The sequence below is a fragment of the Aeromicrobium sp. genome (genome assembly GCF_036675695.1).
Lineage (GTDB): Bacteria > Actinomycetota > Actinomycetes > Propionibacteriales > Nocardioidaceae > Aeromicrobium.
On sequence record NZ_JAKFEL010000072.1, the window covers coordinates 1 to 24270 of the forward strand.

Here is a 24270-nt window from a genome sequence, read left to right on the forward strand (position 1 = left end):
CATTTCTCCTTGTGTGGGTGGGTGCTACTCGACGCGGAACTGGACGCTGTGCCAGCCGGTCGTCCCGTTCGGGCGAATACGTGCCCGCTCGGAAGTCTGGGTCTTGCCGTCTTTGTTGGTGGCCCGGATCGTTGCCTTGTGGGTGCCGGTGGTGGCGTCGTCCCACTGCCACATCCACTGGCGCCACGTCTCGAGGTTGTCTTCCGCCCCGAGGGTCGCGAGCTCCCATGGGCCGTCGTCGATCTTGATCTCGACCTGCTCGATGCCGACCGTCTGCGCCCACGCGACACCGCCGAGGCGGACCTTGTCGCGCGGGAATGACTGGAAGGACTTCGGAACGTCGATCCGCGATGAGAACTTGATCGGCGCCTCTGCGGTGTAGTCGCGGGTGGTCCAGTAGCCCTTGAAGTCCGCGAACCGTGTCACCTCGATGTCGACGAGCCACTTGGTCGCCGAGACGAACCCGTAAAGGCCGGGTACGACCAGTCGCGCCGGGAACCCGTGCTCCAGCGGAAGCGGCTCACCGTTCATGCCGATCGCGAGCATCGAGTTGCGCTCGTCCGTCACGACGTTGATCGGCGTACCGGCTGTCCAGCGGTCGGCGCTGGTGCTCTTGATCGCGTCGGCGCCGCTCTGGACTCCGGCCATCTCGAGCAGGTCCTTGGTCAGCACGCCCAGCCAGGCCGCGTTCCCCAGGTAGCGTCCGCCGACCTCGTTTGAGACGCACGTGAGAGTGATGCGGTTCTCGACGAGCGGCATGTTCATGATGTCGCGGTACGAGAGATTGAGCTCCTTGTCGACCATGCCGTGGATACGCAGGTTCCAGCCCTCGGCCGGCACGTCCGGCACGCGCAGCGCGGTGTCGACTCGATAGAAGTCGCGGTTGGGTGTGACGTAAGGGGTGATGCCCTTGAGGTCGAGCTCGACGCCGGCGGGAATCGGCGGAGCCTTGACCGAGGCGCCGGGAAGGCGGATTCCGGCACGCGATGCGGCCGCTGCTGCGCTGCCGTACACCCGGCCGACGACGCCACCGACGACCACGAGTGCGGACGCGCCGAGTGCGACCTTGAGGAAGCTGCGGCGGTTGAATCCGGCGGGAAGTGAGTCGCTCTTGTCACCCAGCTCCGTGAGGGTCTTCAGGAGAAGGATGAGCACTAGCAGGCTGACGCCCAGAGTCAGGACCGAAGGGATCAGGGTCAAAGCCCGGCTCGCGGTGGTCGTACGGTCGATCGCCGCAGCTGCAACGGCGACGACGCCGATCAGTGCAACCGCGCCGACGGCCAACCGAGGCTTGTTGCGGCCGATCACACCGGCGACCATGGCCAGGATCGCCAGGGTGACGACCACGCCACCAATCAGGATCGGCTTGTCGGCCGTACCGAACTGCTTGACCGCGAACTCCTTGAGGAACGGAGGCGCGTAGTCGATGGCGCGGTTGCCGACCGACTCGATCGGAGAAGGAACACCTTGCAGCAGCGCCGCGACCGCGGTGCCGGCGGCAACTCCGGACGCGGCGGCGAGGAATCCCGCGACGGCTCCGGCCCACCAGGGTGCCGCGGAACGAGCCGGCGTCGACGTTTGCATGTGGGTGGTTCGTCACGCTGCGCGCTGCGGATTGGTGGTCTTCGAAAATATTCAGGATCCTGACTCGTGAGTAACCAAATTTCGCTCCTACGCTGACGACATGACCAGTTCTGAGGGAGTCACATTCGCGTCCGAGAGCACGTCGTCGGCAGCCCGCGCGATCATGGGCGATGCCTTGCGGAAAGCCGATTCGGTCGGGTCACGAGGTGTCGAAAACGAGACCAACTGGCGGCGCAACTACCTCTCACATTTCCGTCGCGCGCTGGAAGCGGGCATCGGTGAAGCGCCCGCGGCCCACTCGATCGCGGCCGACGGCTTGCGCAGCGCTCACGAGCAGATGCGGTTCGGCGAGGGCTCTCTGGACGACGCGATTCCCAACACGCCGCTGTCGCAGGTCTTCCACACCCAGACCCTCAAGGGCGATGCCGAGATCGAGACCGAGCTGACGCTGCCGTACCGCGGTGAACGTCTACGCGGCAAAGCCCTGCTCGACCAGCTCGACGACTGGGTGAGCCGAGGAATCATCACGCAGTCCTGCTCCGAAGCCGTGCAGACCGTGATCGACAACCCCGAGTGGATGAGGCTCGAGGGCGACACGATGGTCGTGCTCGGAGCCGGTGCGGAGATGGGCCCCTACCGCGCGCTGATGCGCTGGGGTGCAACCTGCGTCGCGCTCGACCTTCCTCGCGAAGACGTGCAGTCACGCATCAGCGAGTACGCCGCCGAGTCGGCCGGTCGGCTCCACGTGCCTGCGCGCATCGTGACCAACGGTGGCGCCGACGTCGGCGCCGATCTGATCACCGAGCTCCCCGCAGTCGCCGAATGGCTTGACCACATCGACGGTCGTCTGGTGCTCGGCAACTACTGCTATGCCGACGGGGCGAACCACGTACGCGTGTCGATGGCCGCCGACGCGCTCGCGACTCACCTCATGCAGCACCGTCCCGACACCGCGCTGGCATTCCTCGCGACCCCGACTGACGTGTTCGCCGTACCCGCCGAGGAGGTCGAGGTGGCCAACGCCGCCTATGCCTCACGCACGGTCTCGAAAGTGCTGCGTACACCGCTGCGTCTTGCGAGCGGTGGGCGACTGCTGCAGCGCAACTACCCACCTGGTGCCGATCCCGGCATCTGCGATGCGTTGGTGCCGCAGCAGGGACCCAACTACGCGCTCGCCAAGCGCTTGCAGCGTTGGCGCGCGACGACGGCGCGGCACGAGGGCACCACGGTGTCGCTCAATGTCGCGCCGGCGACTCGTACGCGGTCGGTCGTCAAGAACAAGGCGTTGGCTGCGGCGTACGCCGGTGCGCACCGGTTCGGCGTCGAGGTCTTCGACCCCGCGACCAGCAACACGCTCATGGCAGCGCTGCTGGTCCACGACCTTCGCGCCGGCGCTGAGCCGCAGGCCGAGCCGTGGCTCGACGAGGCCACCAATGCTGCGCACGGCGGACTGTGGACGTCCGCCTATCACCCGCGCAGCGCTCTGGGTCTCGCTGCAGTGCTGGGCATCGGAGCCCTCAGGGGCTAGTCGACAAATGTGGCTGCTTCGGGGATCGCTGCTCGGCGAGACGTGAAGTTGGCCGACGGGTGCTCAGGATCCGGGTAGCCGAACGAGATGGCACACACGACCCTGCGCGTTTCCGGCAAGTCGAACCAGTCGCGTAGAAACTGTGATCGCATGGCCAATGCGGCTTGGGCACACGTGCCAAGACCGAGCGCCTCGGCTGCGAGCAGGAACGAGTCCACATACAGACCGCAGTCGACTGCCCCGTAGACACCGAGGTCTGCCTCAGTCGTGATGATCGCCGCGTGCGGGGCCCCGAAGAACTCGTAGTTGCGCAGCATCTCGCGCGCCGACGCCTCGCGATCGCCGCGCGCCACGCCGACCGATTCATACAGCTGCCAGCCAACGTCCTTGCGACGCTCGTCGTACACGCCGGTGTACGCGGCTGGGAAGTCGAAGTCCGTCCCGAAGCCGTCGGGCGACTCGAGCAGTGCTTCGCGGAGCTTCGTCGTCGCCTCACCCGACGTGATCACGACGTGCCACGGTTGGGTGTTGCACCACGACGCCGTATGTTGCGCGGCGCCGAGCAGCTGCTCGATGACCTCGCGCGGCACCTGCTCGTCGGTGAAACCGCGGCAGCTCCGCCGACTGGTCAGCAGGCGCTCGAGCGTTTCGAAGTCAGACATCGTCACGCTCCCGTGAACGCGGCAGGGCGCTTCTCGAGGAACGCCATGCCACCCTCGAACGCATCCTTCGTGGAGAACAGCGCGACCTGGCCCTCGAGCTCGGCATCGAGCGCGCTGTCCAGGCGAGGCAGCGTGTTGGCGGTGATGACCTTCTTCATCGCCGACAGCGCCTTGGTCGGGCCGCCGCCAAGCTTCTCGATCAGCATCGCCAGCTCGGCCTCGTAGTCCTCGTCGCTCAGTGACTTGTATATCAAGCCGATCTCAGCCGCCTCGTCAGCTGGCAGCTTCTCGCCAAGCATCGCCATGCGGTTGGCCCGCGCCCGGCCGACGGACGCGGCAACCAGCTCCGTGGCACCGCCGTCAGGCATCAGACCAATGTTGACGAAGGCCAGCAGGAAGTAGCCCGAGCTCTTGGCGAGTGTGATGTCCGCGGCGATCGCGATCGAGCAACCGACGCCGGCGGCAATGCCGTTGACCGCACTGATGACGGGCAGCGGCGAACGGGTCATCGCGCGTACGAGACGGTTGGCACCATCGAGGGTTGCCGAGCCGTCGAAGTCAGCGCCCAGCGCAGCGCCGGAGCTGAACGCCCGGCCGGTCCCGGTGATCACCACGAGGCGGGTGTCCGAAGACGCGTCCTCGATCGCTGCAGCGGCAGCGTTCAGCATGTCGGCCGTAAGGGCATTGAGCCGGTCGGGCTCATTCCACGTGATCGTGAGGACACCGTCGTGGGTGTCGATGAGTACTGAGTCGGTCATCTAGTTGTTCCTCCATTGGCCGAGCAGGGTCTGCAGCACTGCGATGAGCGCGACGGGCTGGTCAAGCATGATGTGGTGTCCGGCATCGGGGATCAGCGTGACCGGTACGTGCCCGCCCAGCCGCTCCGCCACCAGGTCGGTGATGTCGGTGGTGGCCATACCCCGTTCGCCGCGAATCAGGGCGACCTCGCAGTCGATGGCGGCAAGTTCCTCGGGCTCCATCCGGGAGCTGAGGAAGATGTGCGGATCGAACTTCCAGGTCCAGCGGCCATCGACCTCGACGACCGAGCCTTCGGCAATGTGCTCCTTGACGTAGGTCAGCGTCGACGTGTCCTCCGGCAGGGTCCTGAACCGGCTCAGAATCGTCGCGCGATCGTCATAGAACTTGTTGCCGGGTATGTCCCCGTGTCCGCCCTCAGCGATCCACGCCTTGGCCTCGGCAGAGAGCTCCCGCACCGGCGAGTCGATCGCCGCAACACCGCGCAACGAGCGCCCATAGTCGCGTCCAGCGGTCAGCGCGACGAACCCGCCCATGCTGTGCCCGAACACGATCGGCGCTTCATCGGACTCCGCGGCAGCAGCCGCCACAACTTCGGTCGCCCAGGTCGAGAGCGCGTACGACTCGCGGCGATCGCTGTCACCGTGTCCGGTGAGATCGACCGCAATCACGCGGTGATCAGCCGCAAGGAACGGCGCGGTCGCATCCCACCAGCCGGCGTGCGCAGCTCCGCCGTGCACCAGCACGACAGGGGCGGCTCCGCTCTTGCCCCAGGCCCGATAGGTGACCCGAGCACCGTCGACCTCGATCTCGCGGCTCTCGTAGGGCTGCTCCAGCGCGTACGTGAACCAGTCAGGGTGCTGCTCAGTCATGCGCGACCTTTCTCACTTACCGTCAGTATTGACTGTAAGTGATGCCCACGGCAAGATCGCAGAGGTGTCCAGACCCGCAAGCGTCGTGGTGATCGGTGGTGGAGCCATGGGCTCGAGCATCGCTCGCGAGCTCGCCGAGCGGGGCCACGCCGTCACGGTTCTCGAGCAGTTCAGCGCTGGTCACGACCGCGGAAGCTCGCATGGCAGCTCACGAATTGTCCGACTCGCGTACGACGACCCGTTCTATGTGCGGCTGGCACGCGAGGCTCGCCCGCTCTGGGACGAGCTGCAGCTGCTCACGACGGAGCAGGTTTTCCATCAGTGCGGATCGGTCGACCACGGGCCGCGCTCCCAGCTCGAGCCGTTCGCCGCCGCACTCGAGGAGGCCGGCGTTGCGTACGAATGGCTGACTCCGGCGGAAGCCTCGAAACGGTGGCCGGGACTGCGCTTCGACCAGGCCGCGCTCTATCAGGCAGACGGTGGCGTGGCGCATCCCGATCATGCCCTGGCGGCGATTCGACGACTGGCGACAGCGGCTGGTGCCGAATGGCTCGACGGGGTTCGCGCTGAGTCGATCCAGGGCTCCACCGTGATTGCCGGCGACCGCTCGTTCGAAGCCGACCAGGTCGTCGTGGCCGCGGGAGTCTGGTCGGACGCGCTCCTTGGTCTACCCGCGGAAGCGGCAACGCAGGTCCAGCCCGCGCATTTTGCACCGACCGACCCTGCCACCGCCTGGCCAACGTTCATCCACCGTCGCAGCGGGAGCCTGCCCGAGGCGTACGGACTTCCATCACCCGACGGCATCAAGGTTGGCTTCCACGGCGGCGGCAAGGTCGTCGATCTCGGCGATCGTGACTTCGCCCCGGTCGAAGCAGAGCTCGACGAGCTGCGCGCGTACGTCTCCGAGTGGGTACCAGGGGTCGACCCCAACTCGCTCGACGCGACGACCTGTCTGTACGGCGCATTGGCCGAGGACGACTTCGTGATCACCCGCGAAGGTGACTTGACCACCGCCGCCGGGTTCTCTGGCCACGGTTTCAAGTTCGTGCCGCTGGTTGGCCGTCTCGTCGCTGACCTCGTCTCGGGCGCCTCGTTGCCCCAGCCCAGATTCTCTCGTCCAATCACTCCAACAACGACCTAAGGTGTCCCCATGTCCCTTGCAGGCAAGACGATCATCATGTCCGGCGGAAGCCGCGGAATCGGCGAGGCAATCGCCGTACGTGCTGCGAAGGATGGCGCCAATGTCGCCCTCCTCGCCAAGACCACCGAGCCCCACCCCAAGCTGCCTGGCACGATCTACACCGCAGCCGCGGCGATCGAAGCTGCTGGCGGCAAGGCGCTCCCGCTCGTAGGCGACGTACGCGACGACGACTTCGTCGCCGGGGCCATCGCCAAGACGGCTGAGGAGTTCGGCGGCATCGACATCGTCGTCAACAACGCCAGCGCCATCGACCTGTCGAAGACCGAAGACGTGTCGATGAAGAAGTACGACCTGATGAACGACATCAACGCCCGTGGCTCGTTCCTGCTGTCGAAGCTGTCGATCGAATGGCTGAAGCAGGCCGAGAACCCGCACATTCTGACCCTTTCGCCGCCGATCAGCCTCGACCCGAAGTGGTTCACCGTGCACACGGCCTACACGATGGCGAAGTACGGCATGAGCCTCGTGACCCTGGGACTCAGCGTCGAGCTCGCCGAGTACGGAATTGCTGCCAACTCACTGTGGCCTCGCACTGCGATCGACACGGCGGCAGTGCGCAACGTTGTCGGCGCCGAGCTGGTCAGCCACTCGCGCACGCCGGCGATCATGGCCGATGCCGCATACGAGATCTTGATCAAGCCAAGCCGTGAATACACGGGCCAGTTCCTGATCGACGACGACGTCCTGGAGGACGCCGGAGTCACCGACTTCTCGATCTACCTCAACGGTGGCACCGAAGAACAGCTCGCCCTCGACTTCTGGGTCGAGCCCAAGGGTCCGCACGACCCAACGCTGCGAATGCACTGACCGCCAGCGCAACGCTCCGCGGCCGTAGGTTCGCGCTCATACTTGACGTACTTGTTAATTAACGAGTACGTTAAATGACATGGCAACTGATCAGCTCAGCAAGGTCTTCTCGGCACTCGCCGATCCGACCCGACGCGACATCCTGGCTCGACTCGGAGAGGGCGACGCAACCGTCACCGAGCTCGCCGAACCGTTCCCCATCAGCCTTCCGGCAATCTCTCGACACCTCAAGGTGCTCGAGGGTGCGGGCCTGATCGCTCGCGACCGACGGGCGCAATGGCGCACGAGCAGCCTGCGTGCCGAGCCTCTGAAGGAGGCGACGACCTGGATGGAGCACCTGAGCCATCTGTGGGACGAACGCTTCGACCGCCTCGACGCCCACCTGGCATCCATGAAGCAGGCACTGCAGGACACCGAAAGTTCCGACAAGGAAGAGGACACCGATGACTGAAGAGACGTATGACGTGACCATCTCGCGCTACTTCGACGCTCCGCCGGAGCTCGTCTACCGGGCCTTCACCGATCCGGAGCAGCTCTCGCAGTGGTTCGGACCGCTGATGTTCACGGTTCCGCTCAGCACCGTCTCGGTCGATGCCTCCGTCGGTGGCCACTGGCGGATGACGATGGTCGGCAAGGACAACCCCGACTGGCGGGCGCCAGTCGATGCGACCTTCACCGAGGTCGTTGAGAACCGACTGCTGGTCGGCTACGAGATCGCAGAAGGGTTCCCGGGGCTGGAGGACGGCACCCGGATGACGCTGTCGATCGAGTTCATCCCCGAGGGCGAGGGCACTCGCCTCGAGATCAACGAAGGACCCATGCCCGAAGAAATGCGAGAGAACAGCACCGTCGGTTGGAACCAGGCGCTCTACAAGCTCGACGCCCTGCTCGCCACACCCGCAAAGTTTCGCAACAGCCCCATCAACGAAGGAGACGCATCATGACAACCATCACCCCGTTCCTCTGGTTCAACGACAACGCCTCGGAAGCCATCGAGCGTTACCTCAAGGTCTTCCCGGATTCCGAGATCGTCAACGAGACTCGCTCGCCCGACGGCGCGCTCTTCGTGGCGACGATCAGGATCTCTGGCCAGGAACTCGTCCTGATGAACGGCGGCCCTGCCCACCCACAGACAGAGGCGTTCTCGTTGTCGGTCGGCGTCGAGACGCAGGACGAGGTCGATACGATCTCTGACGCGCTGATCGACGGCGGCGGCTACCAGGACGCATGTGGATGGCTCAAGGACGCCTTCGGGCTCTCGTGGCAGGTCGTCCCCTCGGCCCTCATGCAGCTCATGAGCGACCCTGACCCTGCTCGGGTCGGACGGGTCAACGAAGCGCTGATGCAAATGAAGCGCATCGACATCGCCGGTCTGCAGGACGCGTACGACGGCAAGGGCTAGGTCACTCGGTGATCGCCGACTCGACCGGAGTGCCGACGATGACCGTGCGAGTGACGGTGCAGAGGCGATCGTGTGACTGAGCAACTGCCCGCGGCAGAATCTCTTTCGCACGATCGCCGTCGGCGCCCTCGGGGAACGTCAGGTCGAATGTCACCTTGATGTCGGTCAGGCGGTTGCCGAGGTCGTCACGGATCTTGTCGGCCCGGATCGAGAGGTCGAACGAAGACGGGTCGACGCGCTTGCCGACCAGGTAGTCCACATCGATCGCGCTGCAGCCGGCGATAGCTACGAGCAGCAGCTCAACCGGCGTGAAGTCGGCATCATTGCCCTCACCGAAGTCGAGAGTCCCGCCACGTACGTTGGTCGCCCTGAATGCGGCCTTGCCAGTACGGCTCAGCTCGACGGATCGTTCGGTGTCAGCAGTCATACCTCGACGCTAGCGCGTCAGTCCAGCGACCGCCCGTGCGTGATGGCGACCTCGCGGGACAACCATCGGCGTACCGCTGACGGGGTCCGGGACGACTTCGCAGTCCAGGCCATACACCGTGGTGATCACCTCTGCCGTCACAACCTCGCTCGGCACACCCTCCGCGATGATCGCCCCGTCCTTCATCGCGATGATGCGATCGGCGTAGCGGCACGCGAGATTGAGGTCGTGCAACACGATCACGATCGTCTTGCCTGACAGCCGGTTGAGGTCAGTCAGCAGGTCGAGCAGCTCCACCTGATGGTTGATGTCAAGGAACGTCGTCGGCTCGTCGAGCAGCAACAGGTCGGTGTCCTGGGCCAGCGCCATCGCAACCCAAACTCGCTGTCGCTGCCCACCGGAGAGCTCTGAGATGTTGCGGTCGGCGAGATCGGCCGTTCCGGTTGCCTCGAGCGCCTCCGTGACTGCCTCATCGTCGGCTGTCGTCCACTTCCGGAACCAGCCCTGATGCGGATAGCGACCGCGTCCGACCAGGTCACTGACAGTGATGCCATCAGGCGCCACCGGCGACTGCGGGAGCAGGCCAAGCACCTTGGCGACGTCGACGCTGCGCAGGTCATGAACCGACTTGCCATCGAGGATGACATCGCCACCTCGCGGTTTGAGCAGGCGCGCGAGACCCCGCAACAGAGTGGACTTGCCACACGCGTTGGCACCGACGATCACGGTGATGCGCTCGGCGAGGATGTCGACGTCGAGATTGCGAACGACGTCGACATCGGCATAGCCCAGCGACAGGTTGCTGCCACGCAGCTCGTGACTGGTCATCCGCCACGTCCTTCCTTGTTGACGGTGACGAGGAGCCAGATGAGATACGGCGCCCCGATCAAGCCTGTGATGACACCGGTGGGGAGGTCGACCGGCAAGACCTGGTGCGACACGAGATCTGCGCCGAGCGTGATGATGGCGCCCACACAGCCCGCCGCCGCGACGCAGCCGGCGCCGCGACCCACCAGCCGCTGAGCGATCGGCGCCGCGATCAGAGCGACGAACATGATGGGTCCTGCTACGGCAACAGCGAAGCCGACCAACACGATCGATACGGCGAGAAGCGCCAGTCTGCAGAGCTCAACCCTCGCGCCCAGGGCCTTCGCGGTGTCATCGCCCAACTCCAGCACTCGCAGTGGACGCTCAAGAGCGAGAATCAGTGGCAGGAGGATCACCAGTGCGACGACAAGCGTCCGCAGCTCGCCCGATCCGGCCTGCCCCACCGATCCGACCAGCCACGTCATCGCCTCGCGGGCCTCGTGGATGCTCGCGTGGGACACGATGTAGCCGACCAGCGACATCATCAGCTGGGAGACGCCGATGCCGATCAGGATGAATCGGTAGCCCGTGATCCCGTCTCGCCAGGCCAGCAGGTAGATCATGATCGAGCTCACCAGGGCGCCCAAGAGCGCGGAGCCCGACACGAACGTGCTGCCAGCGTTGAGGAGCACGATCGCCGAGACTGCGAACAAGCTCGCCCCTGACGAGATGCCGACAAAGTCGGGAGACGCGAGCGGGTTGCCGAGCAGCCGCTGGAAGAGGAGCCCGGAGATACCGAGGGCGATTCCGACAGCGAGGCCCGCGACTGCGGTGGGAAGTCGGAGATCACGGACGATGAAGTCGACCGAAGGATTCTCACGCAGGTGCAGCACTGAGGCAATGACGTCGGGAGCCGATACCGAATAACTGCCGACCATCATCGTGAGCACGAACAGCGCGAATGCTCCCGCGGCAAGCATCGCCGTCATGAGGTACGCCCGCCGGTTGCGCGCGCCACGACCCGTACCTACGCGTGTGGGGGTGTCGAGCAGCTCCGTCATCACAGCTCCGCCAGGTTGCGATAGCGGACGAGCGCGATGAATGCCGGTGCGCCGACGACGCCGAGGACGACGCCGACCTGGAGCTCACCAGGGGACACCACAACGCGGCCGATGATGTCAGCGATCAGCAGGGCCATGGGCGTGAGCAACATCGAATAGGGGAGGATCCAGCGGTAGTCGGGCCCGCACAGCATCCTCGCGACATGCGGCACCACAAGACCCACGAACACGATCGGCCCGCACGCTGCAGTTGCCGCGCCACACAGCACGGCCACGACGACGAACATCATGACGCGAGTCAGACGTACGCGTTGGCCCAGCGCGACAGCGAGGTCATCACCCAGCGCAAGACCGTTGAGAGCCCGACCCGTACCGAGAGCCAGCACGATGCCGACCACGATGAAAGGTGCGGTCTGTGCCAGCACGGGGAAGTAGCGTCCCGCCAGCGATCCGACCTGCCAGAAGCGCAGCTCATTGAGCGCGTCGACGTGGGTCATGATGATCGCGGAAGTGATGGACGTGAGAACGGCCGTCACGGCTGCGCCAGCCAAGGCCAGCTTGATCGGGGTGGCACCTTCTCGCCCGAACGATGCGATGCCGTACACGACGACGGTGGCGAAACCCGCTCCGGCGAAGGCGAGCCAGACGTACAAGCCAACGCTTTGCGCGCCAAGCACCATGATGCCGAAGACGATGAAGGCCGCCGCCCCCGCGTTGATGCCCATGATCCCGGGGTCTGCCAGCGGGTTGCGGGTGACGCCCTGGAGGATCGCGCCACTGAGGCCGAGAGCAGCCCCCGCGAAGATGCCGATCAGCGTGCGAGGCACCCGGATCTCGCGGATCACCGTCTCTGACGCGGAGTTGGGATCGAAGTCGAGGAACGCCTTGAGGATCGTCGCCGGTCCGACACCGCGCGCTCCCAGCGTGATGCTGAAGAAGCAGACGACAACGAGACCGATCACAAGGAGTGCAAGACCGACGACGAGGCCAGCCCTGGGGCGAGCCCCAGGGCCGGTCTCTACGTTCGGACTACGTTCCAGCGTGCTCATGCGAGGTCGGCGTCAGCCTTCTCGATCGCTGCCGTCAGCTGCGTGAGCTGCTCGGCGTACTCGCCATATGTGTGCATCCAGTAGGCGGGCCAGGAGACGTAGGCCTTGGCCTTGGCGGCCTTGATGGAGTTCCACGTCGGCTGCTTCTCGCCAGTCTTGAGGCTCGTCTCGTACGCACGATCGTCGATCAGCAGGAGGTCCGGCTGGTACTTGTCGGCGTTCTCCCAGCTCAGGTTCTCCCAGTAGGGGAAGCCCTTGTCCGGGTTGTCCGGGTTGATGACGTCGAGGCCCCACTTCTGGAAGTCCAGAAGCTCGGGTGCGTACTTCGGGTTGGCGACATACAGCAGGTCATCTGCAGGCGAAACTGCCGCAACGCTGAGGCCCGGCTTGTCGGCAACGGCCTTCTTGAAGGCGGCGAGGGAATCTTCGAATGCCTTCTTGTCAGCTGCGATCTCCGGGTCGTCAACGTCTGCACCGAGCGACTCGGCGAGCTTCTCGTAGCCCTTGGCGAGCGACTCGATCGACTCACCCTGCGCAATACCCACGACGGGCGCGAGCTCGGCCAGCTTCTTGCTGCTTGCCTTCACGCTCTCTTCGAGGCCGCTGTATGCCTTCTCCGCGGGCCACCAGTCGGCCACGATCAGATCCGGGTTGAGGGTTGCGGCCTTTTCGACATCGATCTCGCCCCAGGTCTCGCTGAGGATCGTGATGCCCTTGAGGTCGAGGTCCTTGAGGTTGGCGTCGTCCTTGATCGGGCCGGTCGCGTAGATGCCGACCGGACGGATGCCGAAGGAGATCAACGCAGCTGCCTCGGCGCCACTGGCGATGATGCGCTTGGGGGTGGTGTCGAGCTTCACGGTCTCGCCATTGCCTGACTTAAACGACCACGGGCCTCCGGCGGCGTCATCATCTGAGGCGGACGAACCGCAGGCTGCCATGGAGCCGGCCAGGAGGAGTGCGCCGAAGGCGGCTACGGCGCGGCGGCTGAATTGGGACACAGAACTACCCTTCGTTTGTGATGTACGAAGGTCAGCCTAACTTAGGATTGCCTACCCTTGAACGCCGAATACGTCACACCCTCCCGGCCGAGGTCGTACGCTCGATCCACTGAACTGTTGGAGGATCTCGTGGCCCACTCGCCCGGCTGGAAGCTTGCCACCGCCGTCGCCAACCACGACGAAGCGGCACTGCTCACGTTGTTCGCTCCTGACGTCAGCTTCAAGGGCCTCACGCCGGGCCGCGTCTGGGAGGCCGACGACGCAGGCGGAGCCGTCGACATCATGCTCGGTAGCTGGTTCGAACCACACGACCACATCGATGAGATCGTCACGCTCGAGGACGGCGACATGGTGGCGGACACCGCCCGGGTCGCCTACCGCTTCAACATGACGACACCGGATGGGCCCCGTACGGCCGAGCAGCAGGTGTTCTATCGCACCGAGGGTGATCAGATCACCTACGCCCGAGTGCTGTGCTCAGGCTTCCGCCCGCTCTGACTTTGGGTTTCCACACGGTGATTTCGACGGAAAGTTGTGTCGGTGGCCGCGTCTAGATTTGGGGTATGGCCACAGCATCCGCTCCCACGATCGAGTCGTTGACCGACTTCGCCCGGGAGCGTGCTCGGTCAGAGGCCCGCGAGGTCGAGGCCATGCTGTCCTTCCAAGACGCCGAGGTGGAGCGCACCGCATCGATCGAGCCGCAGATCCGTCGCCAGGTCGAGCGGGCCGCCGTTCCCATGGCCATCGGCGAGGCCACCGGCTTCAGCGAAGGACAGATCCATCATCTGCTGTCCAACGCTCACACCGTTCGCGACCGGGCACCTCGGGCCTGGCAGGCCTTCCGCGAAGGGCGCGTCGACCGGGCCCGGGTTCGCGACATCGCCCACACGATCGACCAGCTGCAGCGCGAGGAGTCCGTGGAGCGACTCGACGCGCGAGTCGTCGACTACGCGGTCGACCACACGGCGGCTGAGCTGCGCGTATGGCTTCGACGGTTTGTGCAGCGCGTCGAGGAAGACTTGGCAGTCCAGCGCGCCGATGCCGAGCGTTCGCAGCGACACGTCGGCATCACGCACGCCGACGACGGGATGGGGTGGCTCAATGCCTATCTCGAGTCTCACGTTCTTGCCGACATCGAGGGTCGGCTGCACGCCGATGCCCGCCGACCTGGCGGCGCCGACGACGAGCGCACTGTCTCCCAGCGTGAAGCCGACCTTTTCGCCAGTTGGTGCATCGACTCCGAAGGCACGACAAAGCCCGCCGATGTCCACGTCGCCGTGACGATCGACGCCGATGTCCTCGCCGGTGCTGTCGATGGATTCGCTCAGTCGACCGACGGTCGGTGGGGTGTGCCAGCCTCCTGGACCACCGAAGTCGCCCTCACCGGCAACCCGTTCTGGCACCGGATGGTGCTCGACCCCGTCACGAGCGACGTGCTGTCGCACGAATACGTGGGTCGCTTCTGCCCCGACATCCTCGCTGTGGCCCTCAGGTTCCGCGACGGCGTGTGTCAGGCGCCCGGATGCACGGTGCCGGCCGAGCGGTGCGACATCGACCACCGCGAACCTTGGCCGGAGGGCTCAACCAACGCCAACAACCTCGGACCATTCCACCGAAGACATCACAACTTCAAGAGCCACGGCTTGCTGCACTGGTCGACCAGACGACCGCGCGCTGGACCACCCATCGTGATCGAGATCTACCGCGATCCGGTCGACATGGAGCTAGCTGCCTGAGCTCAAGACCTTGAACAATGCTCGGCCGACAAGTCTGACCATTTCGATTTGCAACGCGCTGTCGCCATAGAAGACGTCAGCCATGATCTTCGAGGCCTCCTCGTTGCCTGCCACGGCGTCCATGACCCCATCGCGCAGATCAGGGCTCTCGAGGAACTGCTTCTCGGAGTTGGCGCTCGCCTGCCGCACCAGCCGATCGTCCGCACCGAGGGTGTCGACGAGCCCCTGAACAAAGTGCTGCTTCTGGCTGACGGTCAGGTCGGCGCCAAACACCTCGTTGAGCTTGTCGATGACATCTTGGAAGGCGACCATCGTCGGATCCTTGGGCACTCCGGACCCGGCGCCGGTCACCCCGATCAGACCTGCGACTTCAGTGCCAAGCTTGATATCGGTGGCGCCACGATCGATCTGCTTGACCTGACGCAGAGTCACTCCGGACAGATCGATCGCCTCGGTGGGCGCGCCGGCACGGATCAGCCGCTCCAGCAAGCGGTAGAAGATCGATCGCTTCTCAAGCTCGACGTCGCCGTAGTCGATGACTTGGCTCATGAAGTCATAGACCCGCACGTATGTACCGACGTCCCGGCGGAACACCTCCAGCTCGTCCAGCTCACCCTTGTCGTCCGCGGCCACAGCCGCTGTCCAAGCCTGCTGGAACCGGTGGACGATCGGCGCCAGCGCACCTGACAGCACGTTGTTGCCCTTGCCTCCCACGAAGGCAGCGGCGACGCGATCGACGTCGTCCTGGTCGTAGTGACCCGACTGGTCGAGCTTGGTGCGAATGTCATGCACCACGTTCGGGTCGGTCTCGGTCTCGAGGTGTGCGTCCTCGTAGTAAGGCTCGAATGCCGTCTGGATCTCGTCGACGTCGTTGACGAAGTCGAGCACCATCGTCGCGCCCTTCACCTGACCGTCAGGAGAGACATATGTGCGGTTGAGGCGCGAAAGGGTCTGCACCGCGGTGACACCGGCGAGCCGCTTGTCCACGTACATTGCCGACAGCAGAGGTTGGTCAAAACCGGTCTGGAACTTGTTGGCCACCAGCATGATCTGGAACTCGTCGGTGGCAAACGCGGTGGGCAGGTCGCGGCCGCGGAGCGCCGGATTCATGTTCGACTCGGTCAGATCCTTCGTCGGATCAGTCTCTGGATCAGTCACCCCGCCGGAGAACGCGACGAGGGTGCCGATCGAATAGCCCTTCTCCGCGATGTACGCGTCGATCGCGGCCTTGTAGCGCACCGCGGCCTTGCGCGACGAGGTGACCACCATGGCTTTGGCGTGGCCGTCCAGCAGACCCGCGACATTGGCGCGGAAGTGCTCGACGATGATCTGCACCTTCTGTCCGATGTTGGTCGGGTGGAGTGCGACCCAGCGCATCAGGTGCTTTGTCGCTTCCGCCTGGTCGACGATCTCCTCCGAGGATTCAGCGGTCTGCGCGATCTGGAAGGCGGTGTCGTACGTCTGGTAGCCACGCAGCACGTCGAGGATGAAGCCCTCCTCGATGGCTTGCTTCATCGTGTAGAGGTGGAACGGCGCCGGTTTGCCGTCGTGGCCGGGTCGACCGAACAGCTCGAGCGTCTTGGCCTTGGGTGTCGCCGTGAACGCATAGAACGAGATGTTGCTGGAGTCAGCGCGGGTGGCCATCTCCGCCGCCAGCTGATCCTCGACGCTGATCTCGCCGCCGTCCTCGACGTCGGCGAGCTCCTCGGCCGACAACACCTCCTTGACCTTGTTGGCGGTCTGACCCGTCTGCGACGAGTGCGCCTCGTCAGCGATGACGGCAAACCTCTTGCCCGCCAGACCCTTCTCCTTCTGGATCGCCTCAAGCGCGTACGGGAACGTCTGGATCGTGACCACGATGATGCGGGTGCCCTTGAGCAGCTCTGCCGCGAGAACACCTGACTTGGACGTCACATCCTTGGTGTTGCGGATCGCTTCGTCGTCGATGGTGGCGACATAGCCGGCATCGCGCTCGATCTGTCTGACCGCCTTCTGCAACTGGTCGTCGAGCACGGTGCGGTCGGTGATGACGATGACCGAGTCGAACACGGGCTGATCGGCCGCGTCATGCAGCCGCGACAGCCGGTTGGCGGTCCACGAGATGGAGTCGGTCTTGCCCGACCCTGCCGAGTGCTGGATCAGGTAGCGGTGTCCGGCGCCCTCGGTGCGGCTGGTCTCGACGAGCTTGGTCACCACGTCCCACTGGTGGAGCCGCGGGAACCGCAACGACGTGTCGACCACCTTGGCGCCGGTGATCGGCTCGACCGACTTGACCTCCTTGATGAACACGAACTTACCGAGGATGTCGAGCCACGCGTCGCGCTGCAGCACCCGCTCCCACAAGTACGACGTCGCCGACCCATGCGGGTTCACCGGGTTGCCGGCGCCGTGGCCCGAGCCGAGGTTGAACGGTAGGAAGTATGTCTTGGCTCCAGCGAGCTTGGTTGTCATGTGGACCTCGGAGTTCGACACCGCGAAGTGCACGAGGGCGCCCGAGATCGGCGTCAGCAGCGGCTCGCCCTTGGGCAGCCGGTCGTTGCGGTACTGCGCGATCGCATCGCCGACCGACTGCGTGAAGTCGGTCTTCAACTCGATCGTCGCGACGGCGATCCCGTTGACGAACAGCACCAGGTCGATCGAGTTCTTGTTGCTGCCGGAGTAGAACACCTGTCGAACCACGCGCAGCCGCATCTTCGCGTAGCGCGCGAGCGTCTCCGGGTTGAGTCCGCTCTCGGGTCGGAACGTCGACATCTGCAGCTTCGCATTGGCCTGCGCGAGCCCTTGACGCAGCAGGTTGATGGTCCCGCCGCCCGCGCTGTGAGGTGTGTCGAGCACCTTGCGTACGCGATCGAGCAGTTGTTCGCGCTGCTTCGCCTCCTGCGGACCGGCCTTGACCACCTTCGCCAGCTCGTCGGGCTGCGTCTCGGACAGCCAAGCGAGCAGATCCTCGGGAAACATCGCCCGCTGCTTGTCGTAGCCAGCGGACGTCAGGGAGTAGAGCCACCCGTTTGCCTCGAGATGCGCGCATATCTCTGACTCGAACGGCTTCTCGTTGTAGTCAGCCATCCTCGGACACCCCCGGTTCCAGCTGTTGGGTCTGCCACGCGTCGTATGTGGCCCCGTCGACAGTGGTCCAGGTCGTCCGACCATTTGCATTGCGCCCGAGCAGCACCGCGGCAGCAGCGCTGGGGCTCCTGAACGCGTGGTCAGCCGTAAAGATTGCTACGGGCTCTGATCCATGAGGGACGATAACCCCGTCCTCTTCCAGCTGCTGCCGAAGCTTGGAATACGAGCCTTGGGTGCCGGTCCATTCAGGTCGCGCCTTGGATCCCTCGGTGACGATGAACTCCCCGTCGACCTCCAGACCGGTCGCGTCAGCACCCTTCTTCTCCTTGATGACGAACGTAGGGGAGACCTCGGCCGGTGCCACGAACGCCTCGTCTTGGTGAGCGACGCTGGTGACCTTGGTCGGTCGGAGCAGGTTCACTCCGAGCACCGGCAAAATGATCTGAGCCTGACCAATGAAGTACTCCATGTCAGATCGATCCGCTTCGGGGAGGACTATCGGGTCAGGTGATGTCGAGTTCGCTAGCTTCACACGCCCAGCTTTCGCAGCCAAGGTGATGAATCGAGACTCGAGGTACCGCGCATGTGCCTTTGTCAGATTCAGGTCCTTGCTGGTCAGCACAATCGCTCGCTCCCAGAAATCCTTCGAGGCGTCCTTTGCATGCTGATAGAGCCGCTTCCCGACCGAATCGCCTTCCCCGATGTATGCCACCTCCGCACCGGTCTCCGTGTCAGTTCCGAGCAAGATGTACACACCAGTACGCCCGACCTCGTCCCGCTTCAACATGGCAGGGAGATCAGACCTCGAGGCAGCAACGACATGCCCCGTCCAGTTCACGATCTCTGCGGTCGTCATTCCACCCGCCGTTCCGTCAGCGAGGAATATTCGAATCTGGCGACCGTTCATGCAGCGCTCCCGACGTCGATCTGCCCGGTCACGGCAGCGGTGATCAGTGCGGCCCGTCGCTCGCGGGAGAGTTCGATCAGTCGTTCTGCTTTGGCGACTAGCAAGGCCACTCGCGCCTCTTGGTAGCGGATGTCCTTTACCGCTCTTCTTTGCGCCTCAGGGTCGGGCAACTCTAAAGGGACGCGGCCGAAGGTCGCCCAGTTTCGAAAGTCGACACTGCGCTGCCTCACATTCGGGGCAAGGGTCGCGAGGAGTCCTGACGTTCCGAGTTGTCTCAGGTGCAGCGCGATGAACTCTGGATCGTCAACGCCAGACGGAACACATGCGTGATACACGGGCGTCGCGTTTCCGTGGCTGTCTGAGACACCAACTGCACCCGCAAATCCGTCCATTCCATGGAACACGACCTCGCCCGGAAGTATCTCTTGGTACCCCTGCTCAAGATCCGACATGGTGTATCCCTCCTCTCGACGATTTGACCGCTTTGTCACGCGCCCGTCCCGGTAGGCAGTGATGACTCCGAGACCGATCACCGCCCGCCGCGATCTCTTCGTCAAGGCGCGTCTAACAGTGGTGACACGGACATCGCTGCGGCCGAGTAGGTGGCGTTCCTTAACGGCATCCAACCGCTCGCGGACGGTCGCGATGAGGCGTTCCTGCTTCTCGATCAGTGCGTCGATCTGCGCGGTCTCGCGGTCGAGGTAGTCGGCGATTGCTCTCTGCTCGTGCAGGTCCGGCACCCAAACACTGATGGTGCGCAACACCCTGAACGGAACCTCTGTCGTCCGCACGTTGGCCTGCTCGCCTGCTCCGATCCCTCGCTCTCGCTTGACGAGCTCGCTCACAAACCAAGCCGATTTCATCAGGTACACGAGGAATCGAGCATCTGATCCACTTCGCGGGCGCATCACTTCGTAGTGATAGGTGACCAATCCGTCCTCGCTGGCGACGCCAAGGGCGCCGGCACGAATGCTCATCTTGTTGAAGACAATGTCGCCACGACGGCACACCTTGTACGCATCAAGCGAATCGGCTCGCGCCGGCTTGTCGCTGATCAACTCGCGTCGGATGACACCTCGAGATTGCGAGACGGACAGTAGAGGGAGATCAGCACCAGGAATCCGAATGTCGGTTCGTTCGAGGGCCGAGGACATGCGCTTCACGACTCGATCTCCTGCAGGAGCTCGATGATCTCCTTGACCAGGACGTTGAGCTCGGCGTCGATTTCTTCGAGGGGACGCGGGGGGACGTACTTGTAGAAGTGGCGGGTGAAGGGGATCTCGTAACCGACCTTGGTCTTCTTCTCGTCGAGCCAGGCGTCGGGCATGTGCGGGAGGACCTCGGCTTCGAGGTAGGCCTTGATGGTGGGGTCACGATCCGGCGCGTCGCGCTCGCCCTTGCGGCCATACAGGAACGGGATGTTTTCGGTGTCTCTCAGCTTGCTGTCTGGTTTGGGCGTGCCCTTGCGGTCTGTGACCAGCTTGCCGTCCTCATCGCGGAGCGGCCGTTCGACGGTGATGGTCCAAAAGCCGAACTCCGCTGTCGGCAAGACTTTGCTGAACTCGGCATCCTCGTCGGTTTGGTCATCGAAACCGCTGTAGATGCGCACCAGGCGATCGCGATGGGCCGAACCAATCTCTCGGCGCTTTGAACCTAGGCTCTTGCGCATCTTGGAAAAGAAGCTGGTGCCGTCGATCAGCTGCACCAGGCCCTTGCGTTCGTCGGACTTGGTGTTGTCGAGGATCCATACGTACGTTGCGATGCCAGTGTTGTAGAACATGTCGGTCGGCAGGGCGACGATCACGTCGACGAGATCGTGCTCGAGGAGGTGCCGGCGGATCTCGGACTCGCCGGACCCGGCGGCGCCGGTGAACAGTGGCGATCCGTTGAGGACGATGCCGGCACGTCCACCACCGTCCTTGGGTAGACGCATCTTGCTGGCGAGGTGGGTGAGAAAGAGCATCTGACCGTCGCTGATGCGCGGAAGGCCCGGGCCGAAGCGGCCGTGCTCACCCGTCGCCGCGCGTTCGGCTTTGATGGCCTTCTCCGACGCCTTCCAGTCCACTCCGTACGGCGGGTTGGCCAGGCAGTAGTCGAAAAGCTGCCCGGCGAACTGGTCATCGGCGAGGGTGTCGCCGAGCTTGATGTTGGTCGGGTCCTGACCCTTGGCGATCATGTCGGACTTGCAGATCGCATACGACTGATCGTTGAGCTCCTGGCCGTGCAGCGTCATGCGGGCAGAGGGGTTGCGGGTCAGCAGGTGTTCCTCGGCGACCGACAGCATGCCACCGGTACCGGCCGTCGGGTCATAGACGCTCCGGATGATGTCGGGTTTGGTCAGCGCCTCGGTGTCCTCGGCATACAACAGGTCGACCATCAGATGGATGGCGTCGCGCGGAGTGAAGTGCTCACCGGCTGTCTCGTTGGAGGCCTCCGCGAACTTGCGGATCAGCTCCTCGAACAGGTCACCCATGTCGGCGTTCGAGATCGTCTTCGGGTGCAGGTCGACGTCGGCGAACTGCTTGACGACGAGATATAGTCGATCCTTCTCGGCCAGCGTGGCGATCTCGTTGTCGACCTTGAACCGGCTGAAGACATCGATGTTGTCCGAGAACTTCGTGAGGTAGTCGGTGAGGTTCTCTCGCAGCCCGGCCGGGTCGGCCACCAGGCGCGCAAAGTCGTACTTCGAGGTGTTGTGGAAGGTCAGTCCGGTCTGCTTCTTGACTTGGCGGGCGAGCAGCTCGGCGTTCGGCGTCTTCGCGGCGAGCTCGCGCATCACGTCTCGGTGCTGGTCCATCTGCGCATCCAGGCGGCGGAGGATCGTGAATGGCAGGATCACGTTGCCGTATTGGGCAGGCTTGTAGACCCCCCTCAACTGGTCGGCGATGTTCCAGATGAAGTTCCCCAGGGTACTCACTGGGACAGTGTCCCTTGCATCCGGTCTCTTGTCTCACGCCGGACGCAGAACGACCCGCGACGCTGGGTCGCGGGTCGTTCCTTGGTCAGCTCAGCTCAGGCGAATTTCTCGCCGTTCTTGGCCTTGTCGAGAAGCAGGGCCGGCGGCTCGAATCGCTCGCCGTACTTGGCGGCCAGCTCCTGAGCGCGCTCGGTGAACGCCTCGACACCGATGCGACCGTCGGGCGCCTCGTAGCCGTTGATGTACTGCAGCGCGCCACCCAGCAGCGGCGGGAAGCCGATACCGAAGATCGAGCCGATGTTGGCGTCGGCGACCGTACGGAGCACGCCTTCTTCGAGGCAGCGCACTGTGTCGAGCGACATCACGAACACCAGACGGTCCTTGAGGTCCTGGAAGTCAGGCTGCTCAGCAGCGACCGGGAACTCTTCGGCCAGACCGGGCCAGAGGCCAGTCCGCTTGCCGTTCTCGTCGTACTCGAAGAAGCCCTTGCCGACGAGCTTGCTCGAACGACCGAGCTCGATCATCCGGTCGACGACATCGTCGGACGGCGTGGCAGGCCACACTCCGCCTTCTTCCTCGACAGCCTTCTGCGAAGCCACGCGAATCTTCTTCATCAGCTCAAGGTTGAGCTCGTCGCTGAGTTGCAGCGGTCCGGTCGGGTAGCCCGACTGGGTCGCAGCGCGGTCGATCGACACCGGGCTGATGCCCTCGGTCAGCATGCCGAGACCTTCGTTGATGAAGTGACCGATCACGCGGCTGGTGAAGAAACCGCGGCTGTCGTTGACGACGATCGGCGTCTTCTTGATGGCCTGGACGTAGTCGAGCGCGTGAGCGATCGTCTTGTCGTTGGTCTTGGCACCGGCGATGATCTCGACCAACGGCATCTTGTCGACAGGCGAGAAGAAGTGGATGCCGATGAAGTCCTCGGGACGCTGCACACCTTCGGCGAGACCAGTGATCGGCAGCGTCGATGTATTCGATCCAAGGAGAGCATCAGCGTTGACGATCGGCTCGAGCTCGGCGAACACCGAGTGCTTGAGCTCGACCGACTCGAAGACGGCCTCGACGACGATGTCGCAGCCCTTGAGGTCTGCATAGTCGGCGGTCGGCGTGATCAGGGCGAGGAACGCGTCCTTCTTCTCCTGCGTCAGGCGGCCCTTCTCGAGCTGCTTGTCGAGGAGCTTCTCGCTGTAGGCCTTGCCCTTCTCGGCGGCTTCGAGGCTGACGTCCTTGAGGACGACCTCCATTCCGGCCTTGGCAGACACGTACGCGATACCGGCGCCCATCATGCCGGCGCCGAGGACGGCAACCTTGGTGAACTTCTTCTTCTCGATGCCCTCGGGGCGCGAACCGCCCGCGTTGATGGCACCCAGGTCGAAGAAGAACGCCTGCGTCATGTTCTTGAACTGCTGACCGACGACGAGCTCGACGAGGTAACGCGACTCGATGCGGCTGGCCGTGTCGAAGTCGACCGAAGCGCCCTCGATGGCGGCGCTGAGGATGTTCTTCGGAGCGCGGTAGTCAGCACCCTTGACCTGCTTGCGCAGGTTGGCCGGGAAGGCCGGAAGGTTAGCCGCGAAGGCGGGCGTCTTGGGGGTGCCGCCGGGCATCTTGTAGCCCTTGGCATCCCACGGCTTGACTGCTGCGTCCGGGTTGTCCTTGTTGGCCTCGATCCATGCCTTGGCGGCCGGGATCAGGTCGTCCTGCGTGGCGACGACGTCGTCGATGAGGCCGACTTCCTTGGCCTGCGACGGCTTCATGCGTGCACCCTCAAGAAGCACCTTGAGCAGAGCATCGGCGATACCGAGCATGCGGACCGTACGAGTGACTCCACCTCCACCCGGGAGGAGGCCGAGGGTGACCTCGGGGAGACCGATCTCGTAGCGACCTTCGGCGGCGATGCGGTGGTGGCAGGCGAGAGCGATCTCGAGTCCACCTCCGAGGGCGGCGCCATTGATCGCGGCAACGACGGGCTTGCCGATCGTCTCCAGCTTGCGGAGCGTGGCCTTGATGCTCTCGACGTTCTCGAAGATGTCTTCGGCATCCTCGGGCTTCGCCTGGGTCATGAGCTTGAGGTCACCACCGGCGAAGAAGGTCTTCTTGGCCGACGAAACGATGACGCCCTTGATGGAGTCAGGCTTGGCGGCGATGTCCTCAGCGAGGCGGTCGACTGCCTTGGCCATGCCCTCGCGATATGCGGGAGTCATCGTGTTGGCGCTCTGATTCGGGTCGTCGAGGATCAGGTTGGCGATGCCATCGGCGAGCTCATAGCGGACTGCGTCAGTTGTGCTGGTCATGTGTGGGATTCCTTAGATTCGTTCGACGACGGTCGCGATGCCCATGCCGCCGCCGACGCAGAGCGTCGCCAGGCCATAGCGCTGATCGCGGCGCTCGAGCTCGTCGATGAGGGTGCCGAGGATCATCGCGCCGGTCGCACCCAGCGGGTGGCCCATCGCGATCGCGCCACCGTTGACGTTGGTCTTTTCGTGC

At 64.3% G+C, this 24270-nt stretch carries 22 protein-coding genes and 1 pseudogene; 8 read left to right on the top strand and 15 right to left on the bottom strand.

What is annotated here, in order from left to right; translation table 11 throughout:
* Window positions 1–24: 24 nt before the first annotated feature.
* A complete protein-coding gene (locus tag V6M39_RS04855) occupies window positions 25–1584 on the bottom strand; it encodes a molybdopterin-dependent oxidoreductase (RefSeq protein ID WP_332642598.1) in 1560 nt (519 codons plus the stop codon).
* 100 nt (window positions 1585–1684) lie between these two features.
* Between V6M39_RS04855 and V6M39_RS04860 the strand changes: the two genes are divergently transcribed.
* Window positions 1685–3112, top strand: coding sequence for a hypothetical protein (locus V6M39_RS04860; RefSeq protein WP_332642599.1), 1428 nt, complete (start codon window positions 1685–1687; stop codon window positions 3110–3112).
* Here V6M39_RS04860 and V6M39_RS04865 read toward each other — a convergent pair.
* From V6M39_RS04865 to V6M39_RS04875, 3 genes are read right to left on the bottom strand one after another with little or no spacing between them, the layout of a single operon-like run.
* On the bottom strand, window positions 3109–3774 hold the full coding sequence (locus tag V6M39_RS04865) for a nitroreductase (protein WP_332642600.1): 666 nt from the start codon (window positions 3772–3774) through the stop codon (window positions 3109–3111). The genes V6M39_RS04860 and V6M39_RS04865 overlap by 4 nt on opposite strands.
* Before the next feature lie 2 nt (window positions 3775–3776).
* Window positions 3777–4532, bottom strand: a complete 756-nt coding sequence (locus tag V6M39_RS04870; RefSeq protein WP_332642601.1) for an enoyl-CoA hydratase-related protein — start codon at window positions 4530–4532, stop codon at window positions 3777–3779.
* Entirely contained in the window at window positions 4533–5402 is an 870-nt protein-coding gene (locus V6M39_RS04875; RefSeq protein ID WP_332642602.1) for an alpha/beta fold hydrolase, read from the bottom strand. It lies immediately after the preceding gene.
* A gap of 64 nt (window positions 5403–5466) precedes the next feature.
* On the opposite strand from V6M39_RS04875, the gene V6M39_RS04880 reads away from it, so the two are divergent.
* The 5 genes from V6M39_RS04880 to V6M39_RS04900 all read left to right on the top strand — a co-directional run bounded on the left by V6M39_RS04880 (window position 5467) and on the right by V6M39_RS04900 (window position 8812).
* A complete protein-coding gene (locus tag V6M39_RS04880; RefSeq protein ID WP_332642603.1) occupies window positions 5467–6543 on the top strand; it encodes an FAD-dependent oxidoreductase in 1077 nt (358 codons plus the stop codon).
* Between the two features lie 9 nt (window positions 6544–6552).
* Entirely contained in the window at window positions 6553–7410 is an 858-nt protein-coding gene (locus V6M39_RS04885) for an SDR family oxidoreductase (protein WP_332642604.1), read from the top strand.
* A gap of 79 nt (window positions 7411–7489) precedes the next feature.
* Window positions 7490–7861, top strand: coding sequence for an ArsR/SmtB family transcription factor (locus V6M39_RS04890; protein WP_332642605.1), 372 nt, complete (start codon window positions 7490–7492; stop codon window positions 7859–7861).
* Window positions 7854–8354, top strand: a complete 501-nt coding sequence (locus tag V6M39_RS04895; protein WP_332642606.1) for an SRPBCC family protein — start codon at window positions 7854–7856, stop codon at window positions 8352–8354. The genes V6M39_RS04890 and V6M39_RS04895 overlap by 8 nt, the downstream gene beginning before the upstream one ends.
* A complete protein-coding gene (locus tag V6M39_RS04900) occupies window positions 8351–8812 on the top strand; it encodes a VOC family protein (protein WP_332642607.1) in 462 nt (153 codons plus the stop codon). The genes V6M39_RS04895 and V6M39_RS04900 overlap by 4 nt, the downstream gene beginning before the upstream one ends.
* Window position 8813: 1 nt before the next feature.
* On the opposite strand, the gene V6M39_RS04905 is transcribed toward V6M39_RS04900, so the two are convergent.
* The 5 genes from V6M39_RS04905 to V6M39_RS04925 are packed head-to-tail and all read right to left on the bottom strand — an operon-like array spanning window position 8814 to window position 13154.
* The gene (locus V6M39_RS04905; RefSeq protein ID WP_332642608.1) at window positions 8814–9239 is read right to left on the bottom strand and encodes an OsmC family protein; all 426 of its coding nucleotides are present in this window, start codon (window positions 9237–9239) and stop codon (window positions 8814–8816) included.
* A 9-nt stretch (window positions 9240–9248) separates the two neighbouring features.
* Complete coding sequence (locus V6M39_RS04910) at window positions 9249–10067, bottom strand: ABC transporter ATP-binding protein (RefSeq protein ID WP_332642609.1); 819 nt, start codon at window positions 10065–10067, stop codon at window positions 9249–9251.
* Window positions 10064–11107, bottom strand: coding sequence for a FecCD family ABC transporter permease (locus tag V6M39_RS04915; protein WP_332642610.1), 1044 nt, complete (start codon window positions 11105–11107; stop codon window positions 10064–10066). The genes V6M39_RS04910 and V6M39_RS04915 overlap by 4 nt, the downstream gene beginning before the upstream one ends.
* Window positions 11107–12156, bottom strand: a complete 1050-nt coding sequence (locus tag V6M39_RS04920; RefSeq protein WP_332642611.1) for a FecCD family ABC transporter permease — start codon at window positions 12154–12156, stop codon at window positions 11107–11109. The genes V6M39_RS04915 and V6M39_RS04920 overlap by 1 nt, the downstream gene beginning before the upstream one ends.
* Window positions 12153–13154, bottom strand: a complete 1002-nt coding sequence (locus V6M39_RS04925) for an ABC transporter substrate-binding protein (RefSeq protein WP_332642612.1) — start codon at window positions 13152–13154, stop codon at window positions 12153–12155. Before V6M39_RS04925 ends, V6M39_RS04920 begins: the two co-directional genes overlap by 4 nt.
* A 117-nt stretch (window positions 13155–13271) precedes the next feature.
* Between V6M39_RS04925 and V6M39_RS04930 the strand changes: the two genes are divergently transcribed.
* Entirely contained in the window at window positions 13272–13652 is a 381-nt protein-coding gene (locus V6M39_RS04930; protein WP_332642613.1) for a nuclear transport factor 2 family protein, read from the top strand.
* Between the two features lie 65 nt (window positions 13653–13717).
* Complete coding sequence (locus V6M39_RS04935; protein WP_332642614.1) at window positions 13718–14890, top strand: HNH endonuclease signature motif containing protein; 1173 nt, start codon at window positions 13718–13720, stop codon at window positions 14888–14890.
* Here the strand turns inward: V6M39_RS04935 and V6M39_RS04940 are convergent.
* The 6 genes and pseudogenes from V6M39_RS04940 to V6M39_RS04965 form a co-directional block, all read right to left on the bottom strand.
* Window positions 14879–17956: a type I restriction endonuclease subunit R gene (locus tag V6M39_RS04940; RefSeq protein WP_332642615.1), complete on the bottom strand. Its 3078-nt coding sequence runs from the start codon at window positions 17954–17956 to the stop codon at window positions 14879–14881. The genes V6M39_RS04935 and V6M39_RS04940 overlap by 12 nt on opposite strands.
* A complete protein-coding gene (locus V6M39_RS04945; protein ID WP_332642616.1) occupies window positions 17949–18863 on the bottom strand; it encodes a GIY-YIG nuclease family protein in 915 nt (304 codons plus the stop codon). The genes V6M39_RS04940 and V6M39_RS04945 overlap by 8 nt, the downstream gene beginning before the upstream one ends.
* Window positions 18860–19921, bottom strand: a complete 1062-nt coding sequence (locus V6M39_RS04950; RefSeq protein ID WP_332642617.1) for a hypothetical protein — start codon at window positions 19919–19921, stop codon at window positions 18860–18862. Before V6M39_RS04950 ends, V6M39_RS04945 begins: the two co-directional genes overlap by 4 nt.
* A 101-nt stretch (window positions 19922–20022) precedes the next feature.
* Complete coding sequence (locus tag V6M39_RS04955) at window positions 20023–21780, bottom strand: type I restriction-modification system subunit M (protein ID WP_332642619.1); 1758 nt, start codon at window positions 21778–21780, stop codon at window positions 20023–20025.
* 95 nt (window positions 21781–21875) lie between these two features.
* The gene (locus V6M39_RS04960) at window positions 21876–24077 is read right to left on the bottom strand and encodes a 3-hydroxyacyl-CoA dehydrogenase NAD-binding domain-containing protein (RefSeq protein WP_332642621.1); all 2202 of its coding nucleotides are present in this window, start codon (window positions 24075–24077) and stop codon (window positions 21876–21878) included.
* Between the two features lie 12 nt (window positions 24078–24089).
* A pseudogene (locus V6M39_RS04965) lies at window positions 24090–24270 on the bottom strand (acetyl-CoA C-acyltransferase); the annotation flags it as partial.

Bases quoted from the DNA above. Each gene is read 5' to 3' on its own strand.
- V6M39_RS04860 (WP_332642599.1), top strand. From the start codon at position 1,685: ATGACCAGTTCTGAGGGAGTCACATTCGCGTCCGAGAGCACGTCGTCG.
- V6M39_RS04900 (WP_332642607.1), top strand. From the start codon at position 8,351: ATGACAACCATCACCCCGTTCCTCTGGTTCAACGACAACGCCTCGGAA.
- V6M39_RS04865 (WP_332642600.1), bottom strand. From the start codon at position 3,774: ATGTCTGACTTCGAAACGCTCGAGCGCCTGCTGACCAGTCGGCGGAGC.
- V6M39_RS04915 (WP_332642610.1), bottom strand. From the start codon at position 11,107: ATGACGGAGCTGCTCGACACCCCCACACGCGTAGGTACGGGTCGTGGC.
- V6M39_RS04885 (WP_332642604.1), top strand. From the start codon at position 6,553: ATGTCCCTTGCAGGCAAGACGATCATCATGTCCGGCGGAAGCCGCGGA.
- V6M39_RS04920 (WP_332642611.1), bottom strand. From the start codon at position 12,156: ATGAGCACGCTGGAACGTAGTCCGAACGTAGAGACCGGCCCTGGGGCT.
- V6M39_RS04870 (WP_332642601.1), bottom strand. From the start codon at position 4,532: ATGACCGACTCAGTACTCATCGACACCCACGACGGTGTCCTCACGATC.
- V6M39_RS04910 (WP_332642609.1), bottom strand. From the start codon at position 10,067: ATGACCAGTCACGAGCTGCGTGGCAGCAACCTGTCGCTGGGCTATGCC.
- V6M39_RS04935 (WP_332642614.1), top strand. From the start codon at position 13,718: ATGGCCACAGCATCCGCTCCCACGATCGAGTCGTTGACCGACTTCGCC.
- V6M39_RS04940 (WP_332642615.1), bottom strand. From the start codon at position 17,956: ATGGCTGACTACAACGAGAAGCCGTTCGAGTCAGAGATATGCGCGCAT.
- V6M39_RS04890 (WP_332642605.1), top strand. From the start codon at position 7,490: ATGGCAACTGATCAGCTCAGCAAGGTCTTCTCGGCACTCGCCGATCCG.
- V6M39_RS04945 (WP_332642616.1), bottom strand. From the start codon at position 18,863: ATGAACGGTCGCCAGATTCGAATATTCCTCGCTGACGGAACGGCGGGT.
- V6M39_RS04875 (WP_332642602.1), bottom strand. From the start codon at position 5,402: ATGACTGAGCAGCACCCTGACTGGTTCACGTACGCGCTGGAGCAGCCC.
- V6M39_RS04855 (WP_332642598.1), bottom strand. From the start codon at position 1,584: ATGCAAACGTCGACGCCGGCTCGTTCCGCGGCACCCTGGTGGGCCGGA.
- V6M39_RS04960 (WP_332642621.1), bottom strand. From the start codon at position 24,077: ATGACCAGCACAACTGACGCAGTCCGCTATGAGCTCGCCGATGGCATC.
- V6M39_RS04895 (WP_332642606.1), top strand. From the start codon at position 7,854: ATGACTGAAGAGACGTATGACGTGACCATCTCGCGCTACTTCGACGCT.
- V6M39_RS04905 (WP_332642608.1), bottom strand. From the start codon at position 9,239: ATGACTGCTGACACCGAACGATCCGTCGAGCTGAGCCGTACTGGCAAG.